Genomic DNA, 17,283 nt, shown 5'->3' on the forward strand with positions numbered 1-17,283 from the left:
GAGGAGCGGGGTCCGGGGCGGAGCCATGGCGGGGGCGAGCCATGGTGGGTACGGTGCCGTACCCGCCTCCGGCGGAGGCTGCGGTGATCGTCTCGGTGGTGGTGGCGACTGCGGGGGCGGTATCCGCGGTAAGGCGGTCGAGGAGCGGGGTTCGGGGCGGAGCCCCGGTGGGGGCGGGCCATGGTGGGTACGGTGCCGTGCCTGCCTCCGGTGGAGGCTGTGGTGATCGTCTCGGTGGTGGTGGCGACTGCGGGGGCGGTATCCGCGGTAAGGCGGTCGAGGAGCGGGGTTCGGGGCGGAGCCCCGGCGGGGGTGTGGGGGCGGAGCCCCCACTTTCGGGAAGGGGCGGGGTGGGGAAAGCCACGGCTCACGCCGCCGCGGGCGATGCCGACGCGGCCAAGGGCGCGAGCAGGGCCCGCTACAGGGTCACCGGGTCGGCAACCCGGTCGGCCGCCGGATCGGCCGGAGCCATCCCGCCCGCCGCTTACCGCCCGCCGCCGCCTACCCCCTGCCGCCCCCCTTATCCGCCGACTCCCCCTTGTTGAGATACGCGAGAACCGCCAGCACCCGCCGGTGCCCACTGTCACTCGGCGGCAAGCCCAGCTTCGCGAAGACATTGCCGATGTGCTTGCTGACCGCGCGCTCCGAGACCACCAGCGTCCGCGCGATCGTGGTGTTGTCCCGGCCCTCCGCCATCAGATGCAGCACCTCGCGCTCGCGCGGCGTCAAGGAGTCCACCGGATCGTTCCGGCGCCGGGTCATCAGCTCCTTGACCACTTCCGGGTCCAGCGCCGTACCGCCCGCGACCACCCGCTCCAGCGCGTCCAGGAACTCCTCGACCCGCCCCACCCGGTCCTTCAGCAGATAGCCGAGCCCGCCCGCGCCATCGGCCAGCAGCTCGGCGGCGTAGGTCTCCTCGACGTACTGCGAGAGGACCAGCACCGGCAGACCGGGGATCTCCCGCCGCGCGGCGAGCGCCGCGCGCAGCCCCTCGTCGCGGAAGCCCGGCGGCATGCGGACGTCGAGCACGGCCGCGTCGGGGCGGTGTTCGAGGAGGGCGGGCAACACCTCGGGGCCGCTGGAGGCGACCGCGACCACCTCGTGCCCGGCGGAGTTCAGCAGCAGGACCATGCCCTCCCGCAGCAGAGCGTTGTCCTCGGCGATCACCACACGCACGGCAGCTCCACTTCGATCAGCGTCGGCCCCCCGACGGGGCTGGTCATCTCCACGGTCCCGTCGAGCGCCGCGACCCGGCGCCGCATGCCGAGCAGCCCGCTGCCGCCCGAGGGATCGGCCCCGCCCCGCCCCTCGTCCCGTACCGCGACCCTCAACCTATCGGGCAGCCGGACGAGGTGGACCGACGCCTGCCGCGCCCCGCTGTGCTTGGCCGCGTTGGTCAGAGCCTCCGCGATCACGAAGTACGCGGCCGCCTCGACCGCCGCCGGTGCCCGGGGCCCGTCCTCCACCCCGTCGTCGTGTACGGACACCTCGAGCCCGCTGCCCGCCGCGAGTGCCCTTACGGCGCCCACGAGTCCGCGGTCGGTGAGGATCGGCGGATGGATGCCGCGTACGACATGGCGCAGCTCGGTGAGGGCCTCCTCGGCCTGGTCCTGCGCGTCCTCCAGCAGCTTGTGCGCCGCGTCCGGGTCCTTCTCGTACGCGCGCCGCGCCAGCCCCACCCGCATCGAGAGCGCCACCAGACGCGCCTGCGTACCGTCGTGCAGGTCCCGCTCGATGCGCCGCAGCTCGGCCCCGTGCGCGGCGACGGCGCCCGCCCGGGTCTCGGACAGCTCCGCCACCCGCTCGGCGAGCCGGGCGCTGCGCAGCGCCTCCGGGGACGGCAGCAGCAGCGCCCGCGACCACTCCGCGTCGAGGTCGACGAGCCGCTCGATCAGCGGCAGCGCAACGGCCCGCTGCTTCAGCAGCCCGCACCACACCCCGTCGATGAGCAGCCCCATCACCCACACCGGCATCGCGCAGCAGGCCAGCAGCCAGCCGTAGCCCGCGTGGGCCGCGAGCCAGCGCAGATCGCGGTACGTGGCCGGATCCCCGACCGACACCCGCGCCCGCTCGAACGCCTCCCCGGTCAGCGGCCGGTACGCCTCGGGCACCGGCTTCCCCGTCCAGCCGCCCACCCACCGCCGCTTGTACCCGGCGGTCTTGCGCAGCAGCAGCACCGACTCGGGCAGCACCCCCGCGCCCACGACGGTGGCCATGGCCACGGCGGCGAAGATCACCACCCCGATGAACAAATACGAGGCCAGGGACAGCCCAGCCGCCCGCAGCAACTCGACCGAGGCCCGCCCGGCCCGCCGCACCGTCTCCCGCATGGTCGTCAGGCTAAGCGACCCGGTCGGCCCACGGGAGCCGGGTGCGCGCTCCGGCGGGGGAAGCCCGGGGTGTAGCGGGCTACACCATGGGTTCGGGGGCGCGGCCCATCGAGGCGGCGGTGCGAAACCGGGATCGTAGACATCAGCCAAGGAACGCCCGATCCACCACCCGATTCACCGCCCGACGCACAGCCCGATCCACCGCCCGACGCACCGCCCGGTCCATCACGGGCCCCTCCGGAAGGAACCCCTCATGAAGTTCGTGCTCTGGCTGGTCCTCGCCATCGCCGCCGTCGTCAACGTCGCCTCCAGCTTCGCCTTCAGCGGCATCGAGCAGATGGTGGTCAGCGGCGTCACCGGCCTTACCGTCATCGCCACCGCCACGGGCCTCTACCTGACCCGCGACCGCCGGGCCGCCTGAGCCCCGCCCCGTGCGACGGCCGCTCCATCACCTCGCACAGGCCGCGCCGGGGGCCGGCGGGAGGGAACCGGGCCGGGCGACACGTCGTTACGTACGAGGAACGACGCACCCGTCGAGGAACGACGCACCCGTCGAGGGCGACGCACCCCGTGAGGGGCGACGCACCCCGTAAGGAGCGAAGCGAGCGGAACGCGCCGCCGACGCCGAGTCGGCCGCGTCCACGCCCCGTACCACGTAACCCGTATGAGTTCGCAGACCCGGAGCCGAGACAGAAGACCACGAAGGGCCTGACGGGCGCCGGTGGAGTACCGGCGCTCGATGGCAAGGTCCGGGCTCGACGGCACCTGGTGTGCTGGGGAGGTTGAAGCTGAGCTGGTGCGTTTCCATGTGCGCCTCCGGAACGTGTGGGGCCGTTCCCCGTAACTGCTCATCGGCGCCCGGAGGCCGCGGTCCGCGCCACTAGGGCATGACGTATGCACAAGCCGCATTACGGCGAATCTCGGCTGACCTAGGCTCGGTTCAAGGGGCAGGATTGGTGGCGACAGAAGGGGGCCGCGGGGGAGATGACCGATGCACAGGAACAGGCGAGACGGCTCGGTCGGGTCATCCGCCGAGCTCGACTGAGGCAGAAGCGCTCGCAGGCACAGGTGGCCGCAGCCCTGGGTTACCACCAGGCGAAGGTGAGCCGGTTGGAGAACGGACGGGGCACGGAAGACACCCGCGTGTTACGGGACGTGGCCAAGGTGCTCGGCATCCCGCTTCACGAACTGGGCCTGGCCGCCCCACCGGCTCCGCACACCGCAGACACTGAGACGGAGGACATGCACCGCCGTACCTTCCTGGCCGCCAGCATCGCCTCCCTCGCGGTGCCGCCGACGCCCAGCCCAGTGGCCCACGAGGATCTGATTCACGCCTTGCTGCCCGCGCAGCCGCCCGCCCCCATCGCCGACGAGATGACTGCCACCGAGCTGAGTGACCGGGTCGCGGCGGTACGTCGCCTGTTCTCTATGTGCGACTACGCAGAGCTGGGCCGCGTCCTGCCCCCGCTGATCGGTGACCTGCGGCGTGTGGCAGCCGACTCCTCCCCTACGACGACCGTCATCAGCCTGCTGGCCACGGCCTACCAGACCTCGGCGAGCCTGCTGCTCAAGCTCGGCGACGTCGGTCATGCGTGGATGGCTGTGGGCCGGGCCATGGCGGAGGCGGAACGTTGTGGGGACCCCGTCGTCCTGGCGTCCAGCGTCCGCGTACACGCCCACGTCCTCGCCCGCGAAAGGCACACCGCTCACGCCGTGACGCTCGTCCGCCACACCGCAGAGCAACTCGCCGGTTTCTACGATCGTCGCCCTCCGCGATATCTCGCAGCCCTGGGGCTGATGCTGCTGCGCGGTGTCACGGCGGCGAGTACCGCCGGAGACCGTGCGGCAACGCAGGACCTTCTCACCGAGGCGAAGGACATTGCCCGCTACGTGGCCCTTGACCGCCCCGACGCCTGGGCCAACTTCAGTCCCACCAACGTCGAGCTGCACGCCGTCAGCGCCTCAGTCGCCCTCGGGGATTCGGGCCTGGCCCTGGAGACGGCTCGACCGCTCATGCGCAGGCCGATCCCCGTGCCCGAACGGCGTGCGGCGCTGTGGGTCGACGCCGCTCGTGCGTACGGTCAACAAGGCAGGCTCGCCGACGGTTACCGGGCCCTGCGGATCGCGGAAAGCTGCGCGGCCCAGGATATCCGGCGGCCGGCCGTGCGTGAGCTGGTGGCTGACATGGTTGCCCGCGACCGCCGTCGAGCCGTGCCCGAGCTGCATCACTTCGGCCGACAGCTGGGAGTGCCTGCGTGAGTGAGCGGAGCAAACCGTTCCTGTACGTCGTCGTCTGTGCGGCCGGGATCGCCGATGACGTCGGCAAGCTGATCACCGCGGCGCAGGAGCGGGGCTGGAACGTCGGGGTTGTCGCCACCCCGCAGGGTCTGGGCTTCATCGAGGTCCAAGCTGTCGAGGCTCAGACCGGCTATCCGGTCCGCTCCGCCTGGCGCTCGCCCGGCGATCCGCGTCCCCTTCCGCCGCCGGATGCCATCGCCGTTGCCCCGGCGACCTTCAACACGATCAACAAGTGGGCCGCCGGGATCTCGGACACCCTGGCGGTGGGCATTCTGTGCGAGGCGTACGGCCTGGGCGTCCCCACCGTTGCCCTGCCCTATCTGAACGCCGCACAGGCCGCCCATCCCGCATACCGGCAGAGCCTGGAGCGGCTACGGGGCATGGGTGTGCTGATCGCCGACTACGAGCCGCATCAGCCGAAGGCGGGTGGCGGTCGTGACAAGTTCCGGTGGGAGCAAGCGCTGGAGTTGCTGAGCCCCCAGGTGTGATGAGCGCGAGGTGGGCGATGTGCGGACGGGCGGGACCCGGCGGGGTGGGTCCCGCCCCTCCGCGTCGTTGTGGTCAGGAGCTCATGGCCGCGGTTCGGACCAGGCTGCTCACTCGGGGTCTTTGACGTCGTCGTCAGGCAGGAGCCCTTGTGCGGGGGGCGGGTCGATGGTGGCGGTGGGGTTGGTGCATCCGGGGACGCTGCCCTCGGGGGCGCAGTTGTCGGGGGTGTTGTCTACGACCTTGGTGTTGGTGAGCGTCACCTGACCGTTCGACTGGTTGTCGATGCCGCCGCCGGCGGTGATCGCCGTGTTGCGGGTGACCAGGGAGTCGACGAGTGTTGCGGGACTGGCGAGGTTCGAAAGGCCCCCGCCTCGCACGGCGATGTTGTCCTTGAGAGTGGTCGACTTCAGGTTCAGGGTGGAACCGTTCACGTTGCGGATGCCGCCACCGTTGATGCCGGTGTTGCCCCGGACCGATACGGACTCCAGGGACGCGGTGCCCAGGATGTTCTCCAAACCGCCACCATTGCTGATGGTCGCCCGGTTCTTGAGCAGGGATCCGCCCTTCATCGTCATCGTGCCGCCGCCGTCGTTGACGACTCCGCCGCCGAAGCCGTTCGCGGTGTTGCGCTCGACGGTGGTGCGGTCGAGGTTGAGCTGCCCACCGTTGTTGTAGAGGCCACCACCGTCAACCGCGCGATTCTCCTTGAAGACCGTGTCGTTCAGGTTCAGCGTGCCCTGGTCGTTCAGGGCGCCGCCGCCATTGGATCCGCTGGCGCCGCCGCTGACGGTGAGCGACTTCAGGGTCAGTGTGCCGCCGGGCGCCACGTGGAAGACGCGGAAGACCTCCGTGGCGTCCGGATCGCGTCGGATGGTGCTGTCCTTGCCGGAGATGGTCACATCCCCGGTGATCTCCGGAAGCCCATCGTCCGGGTTGTTCGGTGCGGTCAGTGTGTAGGTGCAGTGGGACGCGAGGGTGATGCGACCACCATTGGCGTTGGCCTGGTTGATGGCGTTCACCAGACCGGGGATGTCGTTGCACTCCACTTGAACGTCTTGAACGTCGTCGGCCGCGTCGGCTGCGTCGGCCGATCCGGCCGGCAAGACCGCAAGCGACAGTCCCGCACCGACCGCGACGGTCACGGCGCCGGCCCGCGAAATGATCCTCATCGTTACGCCTTCCTCAGCGCTGGGGTGAAGCGGCGCATCACCGGCACGCAGCGACCGTGCTGGTCAGCCGGGATGACAAGATGACGTGTCATGTTTAACCGAAAGTGATCGCGAGCTCACGTGGAGTGCCGCCAAACGGTTTCCGCCTCTGGCGGCCCTCGTCCGGGGAAAGGCATGCCGTTGGTGGATGGCTTACCTCTGGGCTTTGCCCGCCACGGGCTTTATTCGGCGCGGATGCCTCTTCAATCCGTGCGGTGCCGCCACTGTCCAGACGCCTTTGTCGCGCAGTTTCTCCATGGCCCCGCTTCGCCGGAGCCTCTCGCCGGAGAGCTTGTCCGGGCGCTGTCCTGACCGGGGGGGCGGGTGGAGGTGCCAACTGCCCTCTACCGGAGGTAAGTCATGAGTCAGGTCCTGCTCCTCGGCATCCGGACGTCGTGATCGACGCGATCCTGGGATGGGGCCCGGGGGTGCGGTGCGGACGCGGGCCCGGCGCGCGTCACCGACGGGTCGGCGGTGCGCCCTGGGGAACTGCCTGAGGCCGACCGGGAGGGAAACCGGGACGGGTATACGCCAGAGGGCCGGACCACTTGCGCGGTCCGGCCCTCTGGGCTGGCGGAGGATACGAGATTCGAACTCGTGAGGGGTTGCCCCCAACACGCTTTCCAAGCGTGCGCCCTAGGCCTCTAGGCGAATCCTCCGTGGGACACTCTACCCCACTTGATGAGGTGCGCTGACACGGCCGGCGGGGTGCACCGGGGGTCCTGTGGGACGCGCCACATTGTCGGTTCGAGGGAGTCAATGTCCGGCGGAATCGAGATAAACCGGACGTGCTTCTTCGGGTGATGGTCGGTGGGAGTGGCCTCGGGATTACGGCCGGGGTGGTCGGTGCCGGATGTGGGTGTGGGTGTGGGTGTGGAGATGGGTGTGCGGTCCGTAGCGGGCGATTTCAGAGAAAAGCGTTGATCGTCGGGGCGAAGCTGCCTCGCCGTCCATTCGGGGATTTGCCGGGGCCGGGTCGGTGCGGGTCGGGGAATCCGATGCGAAAACGGGGATTGAGGATGTCTGTAAAGCGTGGGCTCTGGTGTATTCACTAGCGCCGTAAGCGCATCTCTGGTGCATCCACTAGCTTTAGGGATGGGTGGTGCCAATTTGTTCACCCGCTTGTTATCGTCTGGCCATGAATGGGCTGTACGCGCTTAAACCGTGGTTCGCCCGCCGATTAACCCTGCTCCGGCGGAAGTTGATCCGGAGCGGCGTCTCTCCGAATGCGGTCACCTTTGCGGGAATGCTCTGCGCGGGCGCTGCCGCGGCATCTTTTGCCCTGCTGCCCGCTCCCTGGGCCGTGGTTCCCGTTGTGGTTTTTCTGACGGCTCGGTTGGCCTGCGCGAATCTCGACGGCTCCATTGCCAGGGAAACCGGAAAGCAGACCCGCCTGGGTTCGTTGCTGAATGAAATCGGTGATCGAGCGGCGGATCTCCTGGTGATTCTGGGATTTCTGCCGCACATATCGCCTTCGCTTGTACTCGGTGCGCTGCTGGCCAGTTCGGCGCCGTCATGGATCTCCATCGCCGGGGCCGCGGCCGGGGTGCGGAGAATCAACGGCGGACCGATGGGTAAGACCGAGCGCTGCCTCGTCGTCGCGGTCGCCGCGGCGTCCGGGTGGTATGTGCCCGCCGCGGTGGTGATCGTGGTCGGTTCCGCGTTGACCGCCGGTGTGCGGCTGTTTCAGGTTGTGGCGCTCTGCAATAGCCGTGCCGGTGAGAGTGGCCACGCCGGTGAAAGTGGTCGTAGCGGCGAGAGCGGTCGTGTTGGTGAGGATCGTGAACACGGTCCTCTGAGTGGTCGGCTGTGACCCCCTTCGCGGGTCCGCTTCCACCGGAGCTGGCGCGGGCCGTACCGCTCCTCGCCGGGACGCTCACCGTGAGCGGCCTCGCCCTTCTCTTCGTCCGCAACGTCGAACTGCGCCGTCGCTGGCGGACCTGGTGCGTCACCGCGCTGATCGTCTGCGGGACGCTGGCCTTCGGCGCCCCCGGGGCCGCTCTGTTCGCGGCCGGGCTCGCCGTGGTGGGTTCGGTCGAGTATGTGCGGTTGGTGGGTCTGCGCCGCGCCGACGCCGCCTTGTTGGTGTGTGCCGGGGTGCTTCTGCCCCTCGTCGCCTGGCTGCGCCCCGGAGCGCTCACGCTGCCCATGGCCGGTGTCCTGCTCTGCGCCGCCGCGCTGCCGCCTCTGGTGGGCGAGGACGTGGCCCATGGCGCCGACCGCGCGGTCAGGACCACCTTCGGCCTCATCTGGCTGCCCCTCGCCCTCACCGGACTGGTGTTCCTGGGGGACCTCGCCATCGCGATCTGCGTCAGCGTGGCCTTCGCGGATGTGGGCGGCTGGTGCGGCGGGCGGGCGCTGGGCCGCTCCGGACCCCTGAGCCGTCCGCTGTCCTCGCTCTCACCGGCCAAGACCTGGGGCGGAGTTGTGGGCTCCGCCGCACTGTCCGGTCTGGCCCTGTGGGCCATGGACGCCTGGACTCCGCTGCGGTGGCTCGCCGTGCTGTGCGGCTGCGCACTGGGCGACCTGCTCGAATCCATGATCAAACGAGGTGCCGGGGTCAAGGACGCGGGCCGTTGGCTGCCCGGATTCGGGGGGCTCCTGGATCGCATCGACTCTCTTCTCGTGACCCTTCTCCTGTTGGGAGCCTTGCCATGACGAAGGACGCGCCGACCGGATCGTTATCCACGGTGCGGAGCGCCACGGGGGGCGGTACGGAGGGCGATACGCGGCCCGAGCGACTCGTCACCGGCGGGGTTCCCGGCGGGGTCGCCGGTGGAGTCCTCGGTGACGTCACCGACGAGGCCGCCGGGGCGGCGGTGGCCGCCGGGCGGCCGGCGCGGCCCGCGTTCCGGCTTCTGGTGGCGGCGTGGCTGCGCCGGCGGTTCTGGCGGACCGTCCTCTTCCTCACCGGCGGTCTCACCGTCAAGGGGAAGCTGCCGAAGGGCGGTTGTGTGGTGGTGGCCAACCACTCCTCGCACGCGGACACGGCAGTGCTCCTGGCCGCCCTCGGCGTCGCCCGCGCTCCCCGGGTGGCGGCGGCCGCCGACTACTGGTTCCGGAACCGCGTGCGCCGCCTGGTGTGTTCGGTCCTGGCCGCCGCATTTCCCGTACGCCGCCACGGTGGCGGTTACTCCGACCTCCAGGACATCGCCGGTCCCATGCTGCGCGCCGGACACGCGGTGGTCGTCTTTCCCGAAGGCACCCGGGGAGGGGGCCGCGTGGGCACGTTCCGCCGGGGCGCGGTCGAACTGGCCGTCTCCAACGGTGTGCCGGTGGTGCCCGTCGCCCTGTCCGGCACCGCGGAACTGCTGCCCAAGCGCGGACGGTTGCGTCCGCACGCCGTCCGGGTGCGGATCGGGCGGCCGCTGGCGGACCCCGACGCCGACACTGCCCGTACGGCGGTCCTCGAACTCCTCGCCGAGTGCCGGCCCCGCGACAGCCGGGTCCGGCGTCGGATCGCCCGGCTGGCGATGTCCTGGACGGGCCTTGGCCTGGTGGCCGCCTGGTCCTTCACCGAGGCGCTGAGCTGGCCGCTGCTGCCGGAGCTCGCGCTCGCCGTGCTGTGCGTCGCCGCGCCCAGGGCGGGGCTGCGGCTGACCGTGAGCGCCGCCGTGGCCAGCGTCGCGGGCGGTCTGGTCGCGCTCGCGCTGTACTCGGGGACTTCCGTCGAGCTGCCCCAGCCGCTGACCACCACCCGCATGCACACCACGGCGCAGAACGAGATCCGCTCTGAGGGTGCCCGCGCGGTACGGCACCAGCCCGCGAGCGGTATCCCGTACAAGGTGTACGCGGCCGAGGCGGGGCGTGCCGGGGTGCCCGCGGGCGAGTGGGTGCTGCGGTCCACGGCCGCGCGGGGGGAGCGCATCGTCGGCGTCGGGCTCGTACTCACGTTGATCGGCGTGCTCACCCAGCGTTGGCGGCGTTTCTTCCCGCAGTACCTGATCTTCGTAGGGGTGGCCTTCGTCGCCTTGTTCACGCTGGTCATCGGCTCGTGGCAGTGACCCGTACCCCCTTCGGGGGGCCATCGCGCCCCTGCCGTACCCCCTGCCGACGTACCCCTGCCGCACGCTCCGCCGACGCGGTGTCCGCGGCCGGCGGACCCGAGAAGCCGTGAACAGCCGTGTACAGCCGTGTGAGGACGACCCCGACCGACGTATGAGGAGCCGCGCGCCGATGTCCAGCCCGTCCACCCCGCCCACCTCGTCCCCGTCCACCTCGTCGTCCCCGCCCACCTCGTCCATGCCGTCCGTCCCGTCCGCCTCGCAGGCGACGGCCCCGGTCGCATCCGCCCCGTCGGTACCGGACCGGGATGCCCGCCGCATCCTCGCGCTGACCAGCCTCGGCGTGTTCATCGTCTTCCTCGACACCACGATCGTGAATGTCGCCTTCGACACGATCAGCACCAGCTTCGATGCCGGGATCACCCGTCTGGTGTGGGTCCTCAACGCGTACACCCTGGTCTTCGCCGCGTTCCTGATCCCGGCCGGGCAACTGGCCGACGCCTACGGCCGCAAGCGTCTGTTCCAGATCGGTCTCGTGGGCTTCGCGCTCAGCAGTGCCCTGTGCGGTCTCGCCCCCGGGCTCGGCGTGCTCATCGCGGCACGGGCGGCCCAAGGTGTCTTCGGCGCCATCATCGTTCCGGCCTCATTGGCGCTTCTCCTGCCCGCGTTCCCCCTGGAGCGCCGGGCCACGGCGATCAGCACCTGGGGTGCCATGGCGGCCGTCGCCACCGCGATCGGCCCGACCCTGGGCGCGCTCCTGATCGAATACACCACCTGGCGCTGGGTCTTCCTGCTCAACGTCCCCGTCTGCCTGCTCACCGCCGCCTGGGGCGCACGCCTGCTGACCGAGACCCGCGGCTCCCGGAACGGAGGCTTCCCCGACCCCCTCGGCGTCGCCATGAGCGCCGCGGCGCCCGCCCTGCTCAGCTTCGCCGTCATCTACGGGCCGCGCCTGGGGTGGGACGACCCGCGTGTCCTGGCGACCGCGGTGGCCGGTGTCGTCCTGATCCCGCTGCTGATCCTGCGGTCCCGGCGCGCCGTGCGGCCGGCACTCGACCTGAGCCTGTTCCGGATCCGCAACTTCCAGGCGTCCAATGTCGCCACGCTGGTCTTCTCCGTGGCCTTCTTCGCCGTTCTGCTCTCCAGCCTGCTGTTCCTCCAGAACGTCTGGCACTACTCCGTGCTGAAGTCCGCACTGGCCGTCAGCCCCAGCGCACTCGTCACCGCGCTCGTTGCCCCGCTGGCCGGCCGGCTGGCCGAACGATTCGGCTACCGCCCGGTCTTCGTCACCGGCGCCCTCTTCTACGCCGCGGGCGCCGCCGCTCTCGCCCTGCGCACCGGCGCCTCGCCGCACTGGGCCGCGCACTGGCTTCCCACCCTTGTGCTCAACGGCATCGGGGTCGGCCTGGCCCTCTCCACCCTCAACAGCGCCGCGGCGAAGGCGCTGCCACCGGAGCGCTTCGGCGTCGGCACCGCGATCAACAACAGCTTCCGGCAGCTGGGCGCCCTACTTGGCGTCAGCGTGTTCGTGGCCGTCCTGGGGACACCGACCAGCGCGACGATCCTGGGGGACTACCACCGTGTCTGGTGGGTGCTGGCCGTGATCCCCGTGATCAGCGCCGGGACGTACCTCGCCACCCATCGTGAGCCGGAAGCCCCGGAAGCCCCGGAAGCCACCGGATGACGCCTGCCGGGGCCGCCCCGCCCTGGGGCCGTCTTTCTGCGGGGACGCCCTTCCGAGGCCGCCCTTCCGCGGGGCCGTCCCGCCCCGGCGGTGTGCCCCACCGGCCTTCGGCCGAATCCTGGCCGAAAACGGTCCACGACCGGAAGGGGCACCCGCGAAGTCGTTCGCACCCCGGTCGATCCGCTAAGGTGGGGCGCAGCCCCTCACGTGGCGCTATCTCACCGAACTCCCCCAGGGCCGGAAGGCAGCAAGGGTAAGTGGGCTCTGGCGGGTACGTGGGGGGCCCTTCGCGTCTGAGGGCCTTTGCGCCGGGGCCCTTCGCGTCCGGGGGCCTTTTGCGTCTGTGGGGGCCGCGGGCGGGCCGGGTGCGTGGGGTGTGCGGGTGCGGGTGTGGTCTCGTTGTCCGTGGTCCCCGATATCGTCGTAAGCGTGTCGTCCCTTGCGCTGTACCGCCGCTACCGCCCCGAGACCTTCGCGGAGGTCATCGGGCAGGAGCATGTCACCGGCCCGTTGCAGCAGGCGCTGCGCAACAACCGGGTCAACCACGCGTATCTGTTCAGCGGTCCCCGCGGGTGTGGCAAGACGACCAGCGCGCGCATCCTGGCCCGCTGTCTGAACTGTGAGAAGGGTCCCACCCCGACGCCCTGCGGCGAGTGCCAGTCGTGCCAGGACCTCGCGCGGAACGGACCGGGGTCGATCGATGTGATCGAGATCGACGCCGCGTCCCACGGTGGTGTGGACGACGCCCGTGAGCTGAGGGAGAAGGCGTTCTTCGGGCCCGCGTCGAGTCGTTACAAGATCTACATCATCGATGAGGCCCATATGGTCACCTCGGCGGGGTTCAACGCCCTGCTGAAGGTGGTCGAGGAGCCCCCGGAGCACCTCAAGTTCATCTTCGCGACCACCGAGCCGGAGAAGGTCATCGGCACCATCCGGTCGCGTACGCACCACTATCCGTTCCGGCTCGTGCCTCCCGGGACGCTCCGCGACTATCTGGGAGAGGTCTGCGGACGCGAGGCGATCCCGGTCGAGGACGGGGTGCTGCCGCTGGTCGTCAGGGCCGGGGCCGGGTCCGTGCGGGATTCGATGTCGGTGATGGACCAGTTGCTCGCGGGCGCGAGCGACGACGGCGTGACCTACGCCATGGCGACCTCGCTGCTCGGCTATACGGACGGCTCGCTGCTCGACTCGATCGTGGACGCCTTCGCGGCGACCGACGGGGCGGCGGCGTTCGAGGTCGTCAACCGCGTGATCGAGGGGGGCAACGACCCCCGGCGCTTCGTCGCCGATCTGCTGGAGCGGCTGCGCGATCTGGTGATCCTCGCCGCCGTGCCGGACGCGGCGGAGAAGGGGCTCATCGACGCCCCCGCCGATGTGGTGGAGCGGATGCAGGCGCAGGCGTCGGTCTTCGGCGGCGCCGAGCTGAGCCGTGCGGCGGACCTGGTCAACGAGGGCCTGACGGAGATGCGTGGCGCCACCTCGCCGCGGCTCCAGCTGGAGCTGATCTGCGCCCGGGTGCTGCTGCCCGCCGCCTTCGACGACGAGCGCTCGGTGCAATCGCGCCTGGAGAGGCTGGAGCGCGGGGCACTCGCGGGCGGCCTGGGCGGTGGTGGCGGTGCCGGTGTCGGCGGCGCTGCCGGTGGTGGCGTCGCGGGGCCGGCTGGGCCCGGGCCCGCCATGGGGTACGTACCGGGGCCCGACGCCCACGCTCCCGCCGCGCCCCTCGCCGGGCCGTCCGGTCCGGCCGCCGCGCGTGCGGCGATGGCCGGGGGCGGGCCCGGCCAGGGGCAGGCCCCAGGCGGGCCGGGCGGTGCCGAGGACCCTGGTGGGTGGCCCGCGGGTGCGCGGCCCGCCGCGGACAGCGGCCAGGGCGGCGGTCCGGGTGGCGCCGGTGACAGTGGACAGCAGGGCGGTGCCCCTGCCGCGCCCGCTGAGGGCGGCGGCGGGCAGCGGCCAGGGGCCTGGCCGTCGGGCGCTCAGTCCCCAGCGGCGGAGGGCGGCGGCTCGCGGCCCGGAGCCTGGCCCACGGCTTCCGCGCCCGGTTCCGGGGCGTCCGGTGCGGGCGGTGCGCCTGGTCCGGGCGGCCCGGGCGGCGCTTCCGGTGGCGGCGGTGCCTCCGGTGGTGGCGCTTCCGGTGGTGGCGGTGGACGGGGCGCCGGGGCGCCCGCCCGGCAGCCCGGCGGCTGGCCCACGGCCACCGCGCCGGGGCAGGGCGGCGGCCCACCCGCACAGACACCCGCGGCGCCCTCCGCGCCGACCGGGCCTTCCGCACCCGCCGCGCCGGCCGCCCCTTCCGCACCCGCGCAGGGCGCACCGGGCATGGCGCAGGGCGCCGTGCAGGTGCGGCAGATGTGGCCGGACATCCTGGAGGCGGTCAAGAACCGCCGCCGCTTCACCTGGATCCTGCTGAGCCAGAACGCGACGGTTGCCGGCTTCGACGGCACCACCCTCCAGCTCGGCTTCTCCAACGCGGGCGCGCGGGACAGCTTCGTGGGCGGCGGCAGCGAGGACGTCCTGCGGCAGGCGCTCCAGGACGCCATCGGCGTGCAGTGGCGGATCGAGGCGATCGTCGATCCCTCGGGCGGCGCCGGACAGCAGGGCGGCGGCCCAGGTGGTCCAGGCGGCCCAGCTGGTCCGGGCGGCTTCGGCGGTGCCGGTGGCCCGAGCGGTCCCGGCGGCCATGGCGGAGGCGGTGGTGGCGCCACCGGCGGCGGCTTCGGAGGCGGCAGCGGCGCCGGTGGCGGCGGCGGCTTCGGCGGCGGTGGCCAGCCCGCCGCGCCCCGGCAGCCCGCACCCCGGCCCGCGCCCGCCTCCCCGCCCCCGGCCGCGCCCTCCGCACCGTCCGGATCGGCGGACGCGGGCCCGCCCCCCGAGGCGGCGCCCGCCTACCGGGAGCCCGAGCCTCCGCGGGTCGCGCTGGAGGACGACATGCCGGCCGAGGACGACGCGGACCTGGACGACTCCGCGCTGAGCGGCCACGACCTGATCGTCCGCGAGCTCGGTGCCACGGTGATCGAAGAGATCGTCAACGAGTAGGAGGCGCGGGCCCCGCGCCCGTGCTCCACGTCGCCGCGTCTCCTCCGTACGGCGTAGAGCAAGGCGCACGGGGAGCACGTAGGCTCGGGCTATCGAAGAGAACGACTGTCGAGCGCCAGGAGCGAAGCCGTGATCCCCGGTGGTGGCCAGCCGAATATGCAGCAGCTGCTGCAACAGGCTCAGAAGATGCAGCAGGACCTCGCCGCGGCCCAGGAGGAGCTGGCCCGGACTCATGTCGAGGGTTCCGCGGGCGGTGGCCTGGTGAAGGCGACCGTGACCGGTGCCGGTGAGTTGCAGGGCCTGGTCATCGACCCCAAGGCCGTGGATCCTGAGGACACGGAGACCCTCGCGGATCTGGTCGTCGCGGCCGTCCGTGACGCCAACAACGCCGCGCAGGAGCTCCAGCAGCGCAAGCTGGGCCCGCTCGCCCAAGGGCTGGGCGGTATGCCCGGGCTCCCGTTCTGAACCTCGGGTTACCTCGGGTTCCGGGGCATCACCTCGGGTTCCGGAGCATTCCGGGCCTCGGGGCGTCCCGGATCCTCGGGCTCCCCGGCCCCGACCCGGCGGCCCCGACCCGGCGGCCCGGACGCGGCGCCCCGGCCGTGAGAGCGGTGCGGTCCCAGCGGTAAGAGCAATGGCCCCAGCAAGATCAAGGCTCCAGCCGTAAGAGCGCGAAAGCCCCGGCCGTGAGGGCGCGGCGAAACCGAATATTCATGTGAAGTACGGCCACCGCGCGGCGGCGCGAGATTGGATGAAGGCGTGTACGAGGGCGTGGTCCAGGACCTCATCGACGAGTTGGGCAGACTGCCCGGCGTCGGTCCCAAGAGCGCTCAGCGGATCGCCTTCCACATCCTTCAGGCCGAGCCCACCGACGTCCGCCGCCTCGCGCATGCGCTGACGCAGGTCAAGGAGAAGGTGCGGTTCTGCGCGGTCTGCGGGAACGTCGCCGAGGCCGAGCAGTGCCGCGTCTGTCAGGACCCCCGTCGTGACTCCGCGGTCATCTGTGTGGTCGAGGAGCCGAAGGACGTCGTCGCGATCGAGCGGACGCGTGAGTTCCGGGGCCGCTATCACGTGCTCGGCGGGGCGATCAGCCCCATCGAAGGCGTCGGCCCGGACGATTTGCGGATCAGGGAGCTGCTGACGCGGCTCGCGGACGGTACGGTCACCGAGCTCATCCTGGCCACCGATCCGAATCTGGAGGGCGAAGCCACCGCCACGTACCTCGCGCGCATGATCAAGCCCATGGGTTTGAAGGTCACCCGCCTGGCCAGCGGCCTTCCGGTCGGTGGCGACCTGGAGTACGCCGACGAGGTCACGCTCGGTCGTGCCTTCGAAGGGAGAAGACTTCTCGATGTCTGACGCAACGCTGCACGACGCCCACCCGGACCCGGACGACTTCGCGGTCCAGATCTCCGACCAGATCGAGAGCTTCATCGTCGCGGTCACCGAAGTCGCCAAGGGGGACGAGCCGGACAGCGCCGTGCCGTTCCTGCTGCTCGAGCTGTCCCAGCTGCTCCTCGCGGGCGGCCGGCTCGGCGCGCACGAGGACTTCGTCCCGGACGAGCGGTACGAACCGGACGCCGGCCCGGAGCCGGACGTCGACGAGCTGCGTGAGCGCTTCGCCCAGCTGCTGGAGCCGGTGGACATCTACTCGGAGGTCTTCGACCCGTACGTGCCGCGCAGTCAGCCCGTCGCCTGCCGGATCTCCGACGACCTGGCCGGGATCATCACCGATCTGCGGCACGGGATGGCGCACTACCGCGGGGGCCGGATCAGCGAGGCGCTGTGGTGGTGGCAGTTCTCGTATCTCTCCAACTGGGGGACGACCGCCTCGGCGGCCCTGCGCGCGCTCCAGTCGCTGGTCGCGCACGTACGGCTGGACAGCCCGCTGGACGAGCTGGACGGACTGGACACGGACAGCAACGCGGGCGGTGACGAGCAGCTCGCGGAGGAGGCCGGCCGGGTCATGGCGGCGGAGATCGCGGCGCCGCTCGGCCTGCGCTCAGGGCCGAGCTGAGGAAGGTCCGGACGTGCTGAGGAATGTCCGGGTCGCGCTGAGGAACGTCCCGGGGCCGCGCTGAGGAGCGTCCGGCGCGGCCTGGAAGGCGGCCCCCGGGTCGGCCCCGCGGCCCCCGGGTCGGCCCCGGGGGCGACTCGCGAGAGACGGTCCACGCGACGGCCCGCCGGGCCGCCCGCACCTGTGAGCTGGATTACGTTCCCGTGTGCTTCGGCGG

14 protein-coding genes, 1 tRNA gene and 1 other RNA gene are annotated in these 17,283 nt (G+C 71.6%); 12 read left to right on the forward strand and 4 right to left on the reverse strand.

Annotated elements, in window-relative coordinates; all coding sequences use genetic code 11:
• Positions 1-501: 501 nt before the first annotated feature.
• Both AB0E24_RS07155 and AB0E24_RS07160 read right to left on the reverse strand, forming a co-directional pair.
• Entirely contained in the window at positions 502-1,176 is a 675-nt protein-coding gene (locus AB0E24_RS07155) for a response regulator transcription factor (protein ID WP_069861010.1), read from the reverse strand.
• Positions 1,164-2,330 (reverse strand): sensor histidine kinase, encoded by a 1,167-nt coding sequence (locus AB0E24_RS07160; protein ID WP_099014250.1) that lies wholly within the window; start codon positions 2,328-2,330, stop codon positions 1,164-1,166. Before AB0E24_RS07160 ends, AB0E24_RS07155 begins: the two co-directional genes overlap by 13 nt.
• 253 nt (positions 2,331-2,583) lie before the next feature.
• Here AB0E24_RS07160 and AB0E24_RS07165 point away from each other — a divergent pair, with 253 nt between their 5' ends.
• The 3 genes from AB0E24_RS07165 (at position 2,584) to AB0E24_RS07175 (ending at position 5,116) form a co-directional block, all read left to right on the forward strand.
• Positions 2,584-2,751 (forward strand): hypothetical protein, encoded by a 168-nt coding sequence (locus AB0E24_RS07165; RefSeq protein WP_174882660.1) that lies wholly within the window; start codon positions 2,584-2,586, stop codon positions 2,749-2,751.
• Between the two features lie 563 nt (positions 2,752-3,314).
• Positions 3,315-4,589, forward strand: a complete 1,275-nt coding sequence (locus tag AB0E24_RS07170) for a helix-turn-helix domain-containing protein (RefSeq protein WP_359375312.1) — start codon at positions 3,315-3,317, stop codon at positions 4,587-4,589.
• Complete coding sequence (locus AB0E24_RS07175) at positions 4,586-5,116, forward strand: flavoprotein (protein ID WP_359375313.1); 531 nt, start codon at positions 4,586-4,588, stop codon at positions 5,114-5,116. Before AB0E24_RS07170 ends, AB0E24_RS07175 begins: the two co-directional genes overlap by 4 nt.
• Positions 5,117-5,224: 108 nt before the next feature.
• Here AB0E24_RS07175 and AB0E24_RS07180 read toward each other — a convergent pair whose 3' ends face one another.
• Both AB0E24_RS07180 and AB0E24_RS07185 read right to left on the reverse strand, forming a co-directional pair.
• Complete coding sequence (locus tag AB0E24_RS07180) at positions 5,225-6,286, reverse strand: hypothetical protein (protein WP_069861006.1); 1,062 nt, start codon at positions 6,284-6,286, stop codon at positions 5,225-5,227.
• A gap of 610 nt (positions 6,287-6,896) precedes the next feature.
• Positions 6,897-6,984 (reverse strand) — tRNA-Ser (locus AB0E24_RS07185).
• 479 nt (positions 6,985-7,463) lie between these two features.
• On the opposite strand from AB0E24_RS07185, the gene AB0E24_RS07190 reads away from it, so the two are divergent.
• The 9 genes from AB0E24_RS07190 (at position 7,464) to AB0E24_RS07230 (ending at position 17,066) form a co-directional block, all read left to right on the forward strand.
• Positions 7,464-8,138: a CDP-alcohol phosphatidyltransferase family protein gene (locus tag AB0E24_RS07190; RefSeq protein ID WP_099014233.1), complete on the forward strand. Its 675-nt coding sequence runs from the start codon at positions 7,464-7,466 to the stop codon at positions 8,136-8,138.
• The gene (locus tag AB0E24_RS07195; RefSeq protein ID WP_250849777.1) at positions 8,135-8,983 is read left to right on the forward strand and encodes a phosphatidate cytidylyltransferase; all 849 of its coding nucleotides are present in this window, start codon (positions 8,135-8,137) and stop codon (positions 8,981-8,983) included. The genes AB0E24_RS07190 and AB0E24_RS07195 overlap by 4 nt, the downstream gene beginning before the upstream one ends.
• Positions 8,980-10,329 carry a 1-acyl-sn-glycerol-3-phosphate acyltransferase gene (locus AB0E24_RS07200; protein WP_359375317.1) on the forward strand — a complete coding sequence of 450 codons (1,350 nt, stop codon included), beginning with the start codon at positions 8,980-8,982 and terminating at the stop codon, positions 10,327-10,329. The genes AB0E24_RS07195 and AB0E24_RS07200 overlap by 4 nt, the downstream gene beginning before the upstream one ends.
• Positions 10,330-10,501: 172 nt before the next feature.
• The gene (locus AB0E24_RS07205) at positions 10,502-12,013 is read left to right on the forward strand and encodes an MFS transporter (RefSeq protein WP_359375319.1); all 1,512 of its coding nucleotides are present in this window, start codon (positions 10,502-10,504) and stop codon (positions 12,011-12,013) included.
• 194 nt (positions 12,014-12,207) lie between these two features.
• An RNA gene (gene ffs, locus AB0E24_RS07210) (signal recognition particle sRNA small type) lies at positions 12,208-12,304 on the forward strand.
• 138 nt (positions 12,305-12,442) lie between these two features.
• On the forward strand, positions 12,443-15,049 hold the full coding sequence (locus AB0E24_RS07215; protein WP_359375321.1) for a DNA polymerase III subunit gamma and tau: 2,607 nt from the start codon (positions 12,443-12,445) through the stop codon (positions 15,047-15,049).
• A 129-nt stretch (positions 15,050-15,178) separates the two neighbouring features.
• Positions 15,179-15,514 carry a YbaB/EbfC family nucleoid-associated protein gene (locus AB0E24_RS07220; RefSeq protein WP_079152819.1) on the forward strand — a complete coding sequence of 112 codons (336 nt, stop codon included), beginning with the start codon at positions 15,179-15,181 and terminating at the stop codon, positions 15,512-15,514.
• Positions 15,515-15,808: 294 nt separating this feature from the next.
• Positions 15,809-16,408, forward strand: a complete 600-nt coding sequence (recR, locus tag AB0E24_RS07225) for a recombination mediator RecR (protein WP_069861000.1) — start codon at positions 15,809-15,811, stop codon at positions 16,406-16,408.
• Positions 16,401-17,066, forward strand: a complete 666-nt coding sequence (locus AB0E24_RS07230) for a DUF5063 domain-containing protein (RefSeq protein ID WP_069860999.1) — start codon at positions 16,401-16,403, stop codon at positions 17,064-17,066. Before recR ends, AB0E24_RS07230 begins: the two co-directional genes overlap by 8 nt.
• The last annotated feature ends 217 nt before the right edge of the window (positions 17,067-17,283 follow it).

The organism is Streptomyces malaysiensis subsp. malaysiensis (assembly GCF_040653035.1).
In the GTDB taxonomy this organism is placed as follows: domain Bacteria; phylum Actinomycetota; class Actinomycetes; order Streptomycetales; family Streptomycetaceae; genus Streptomyces; species Streptomyces malaysiensis.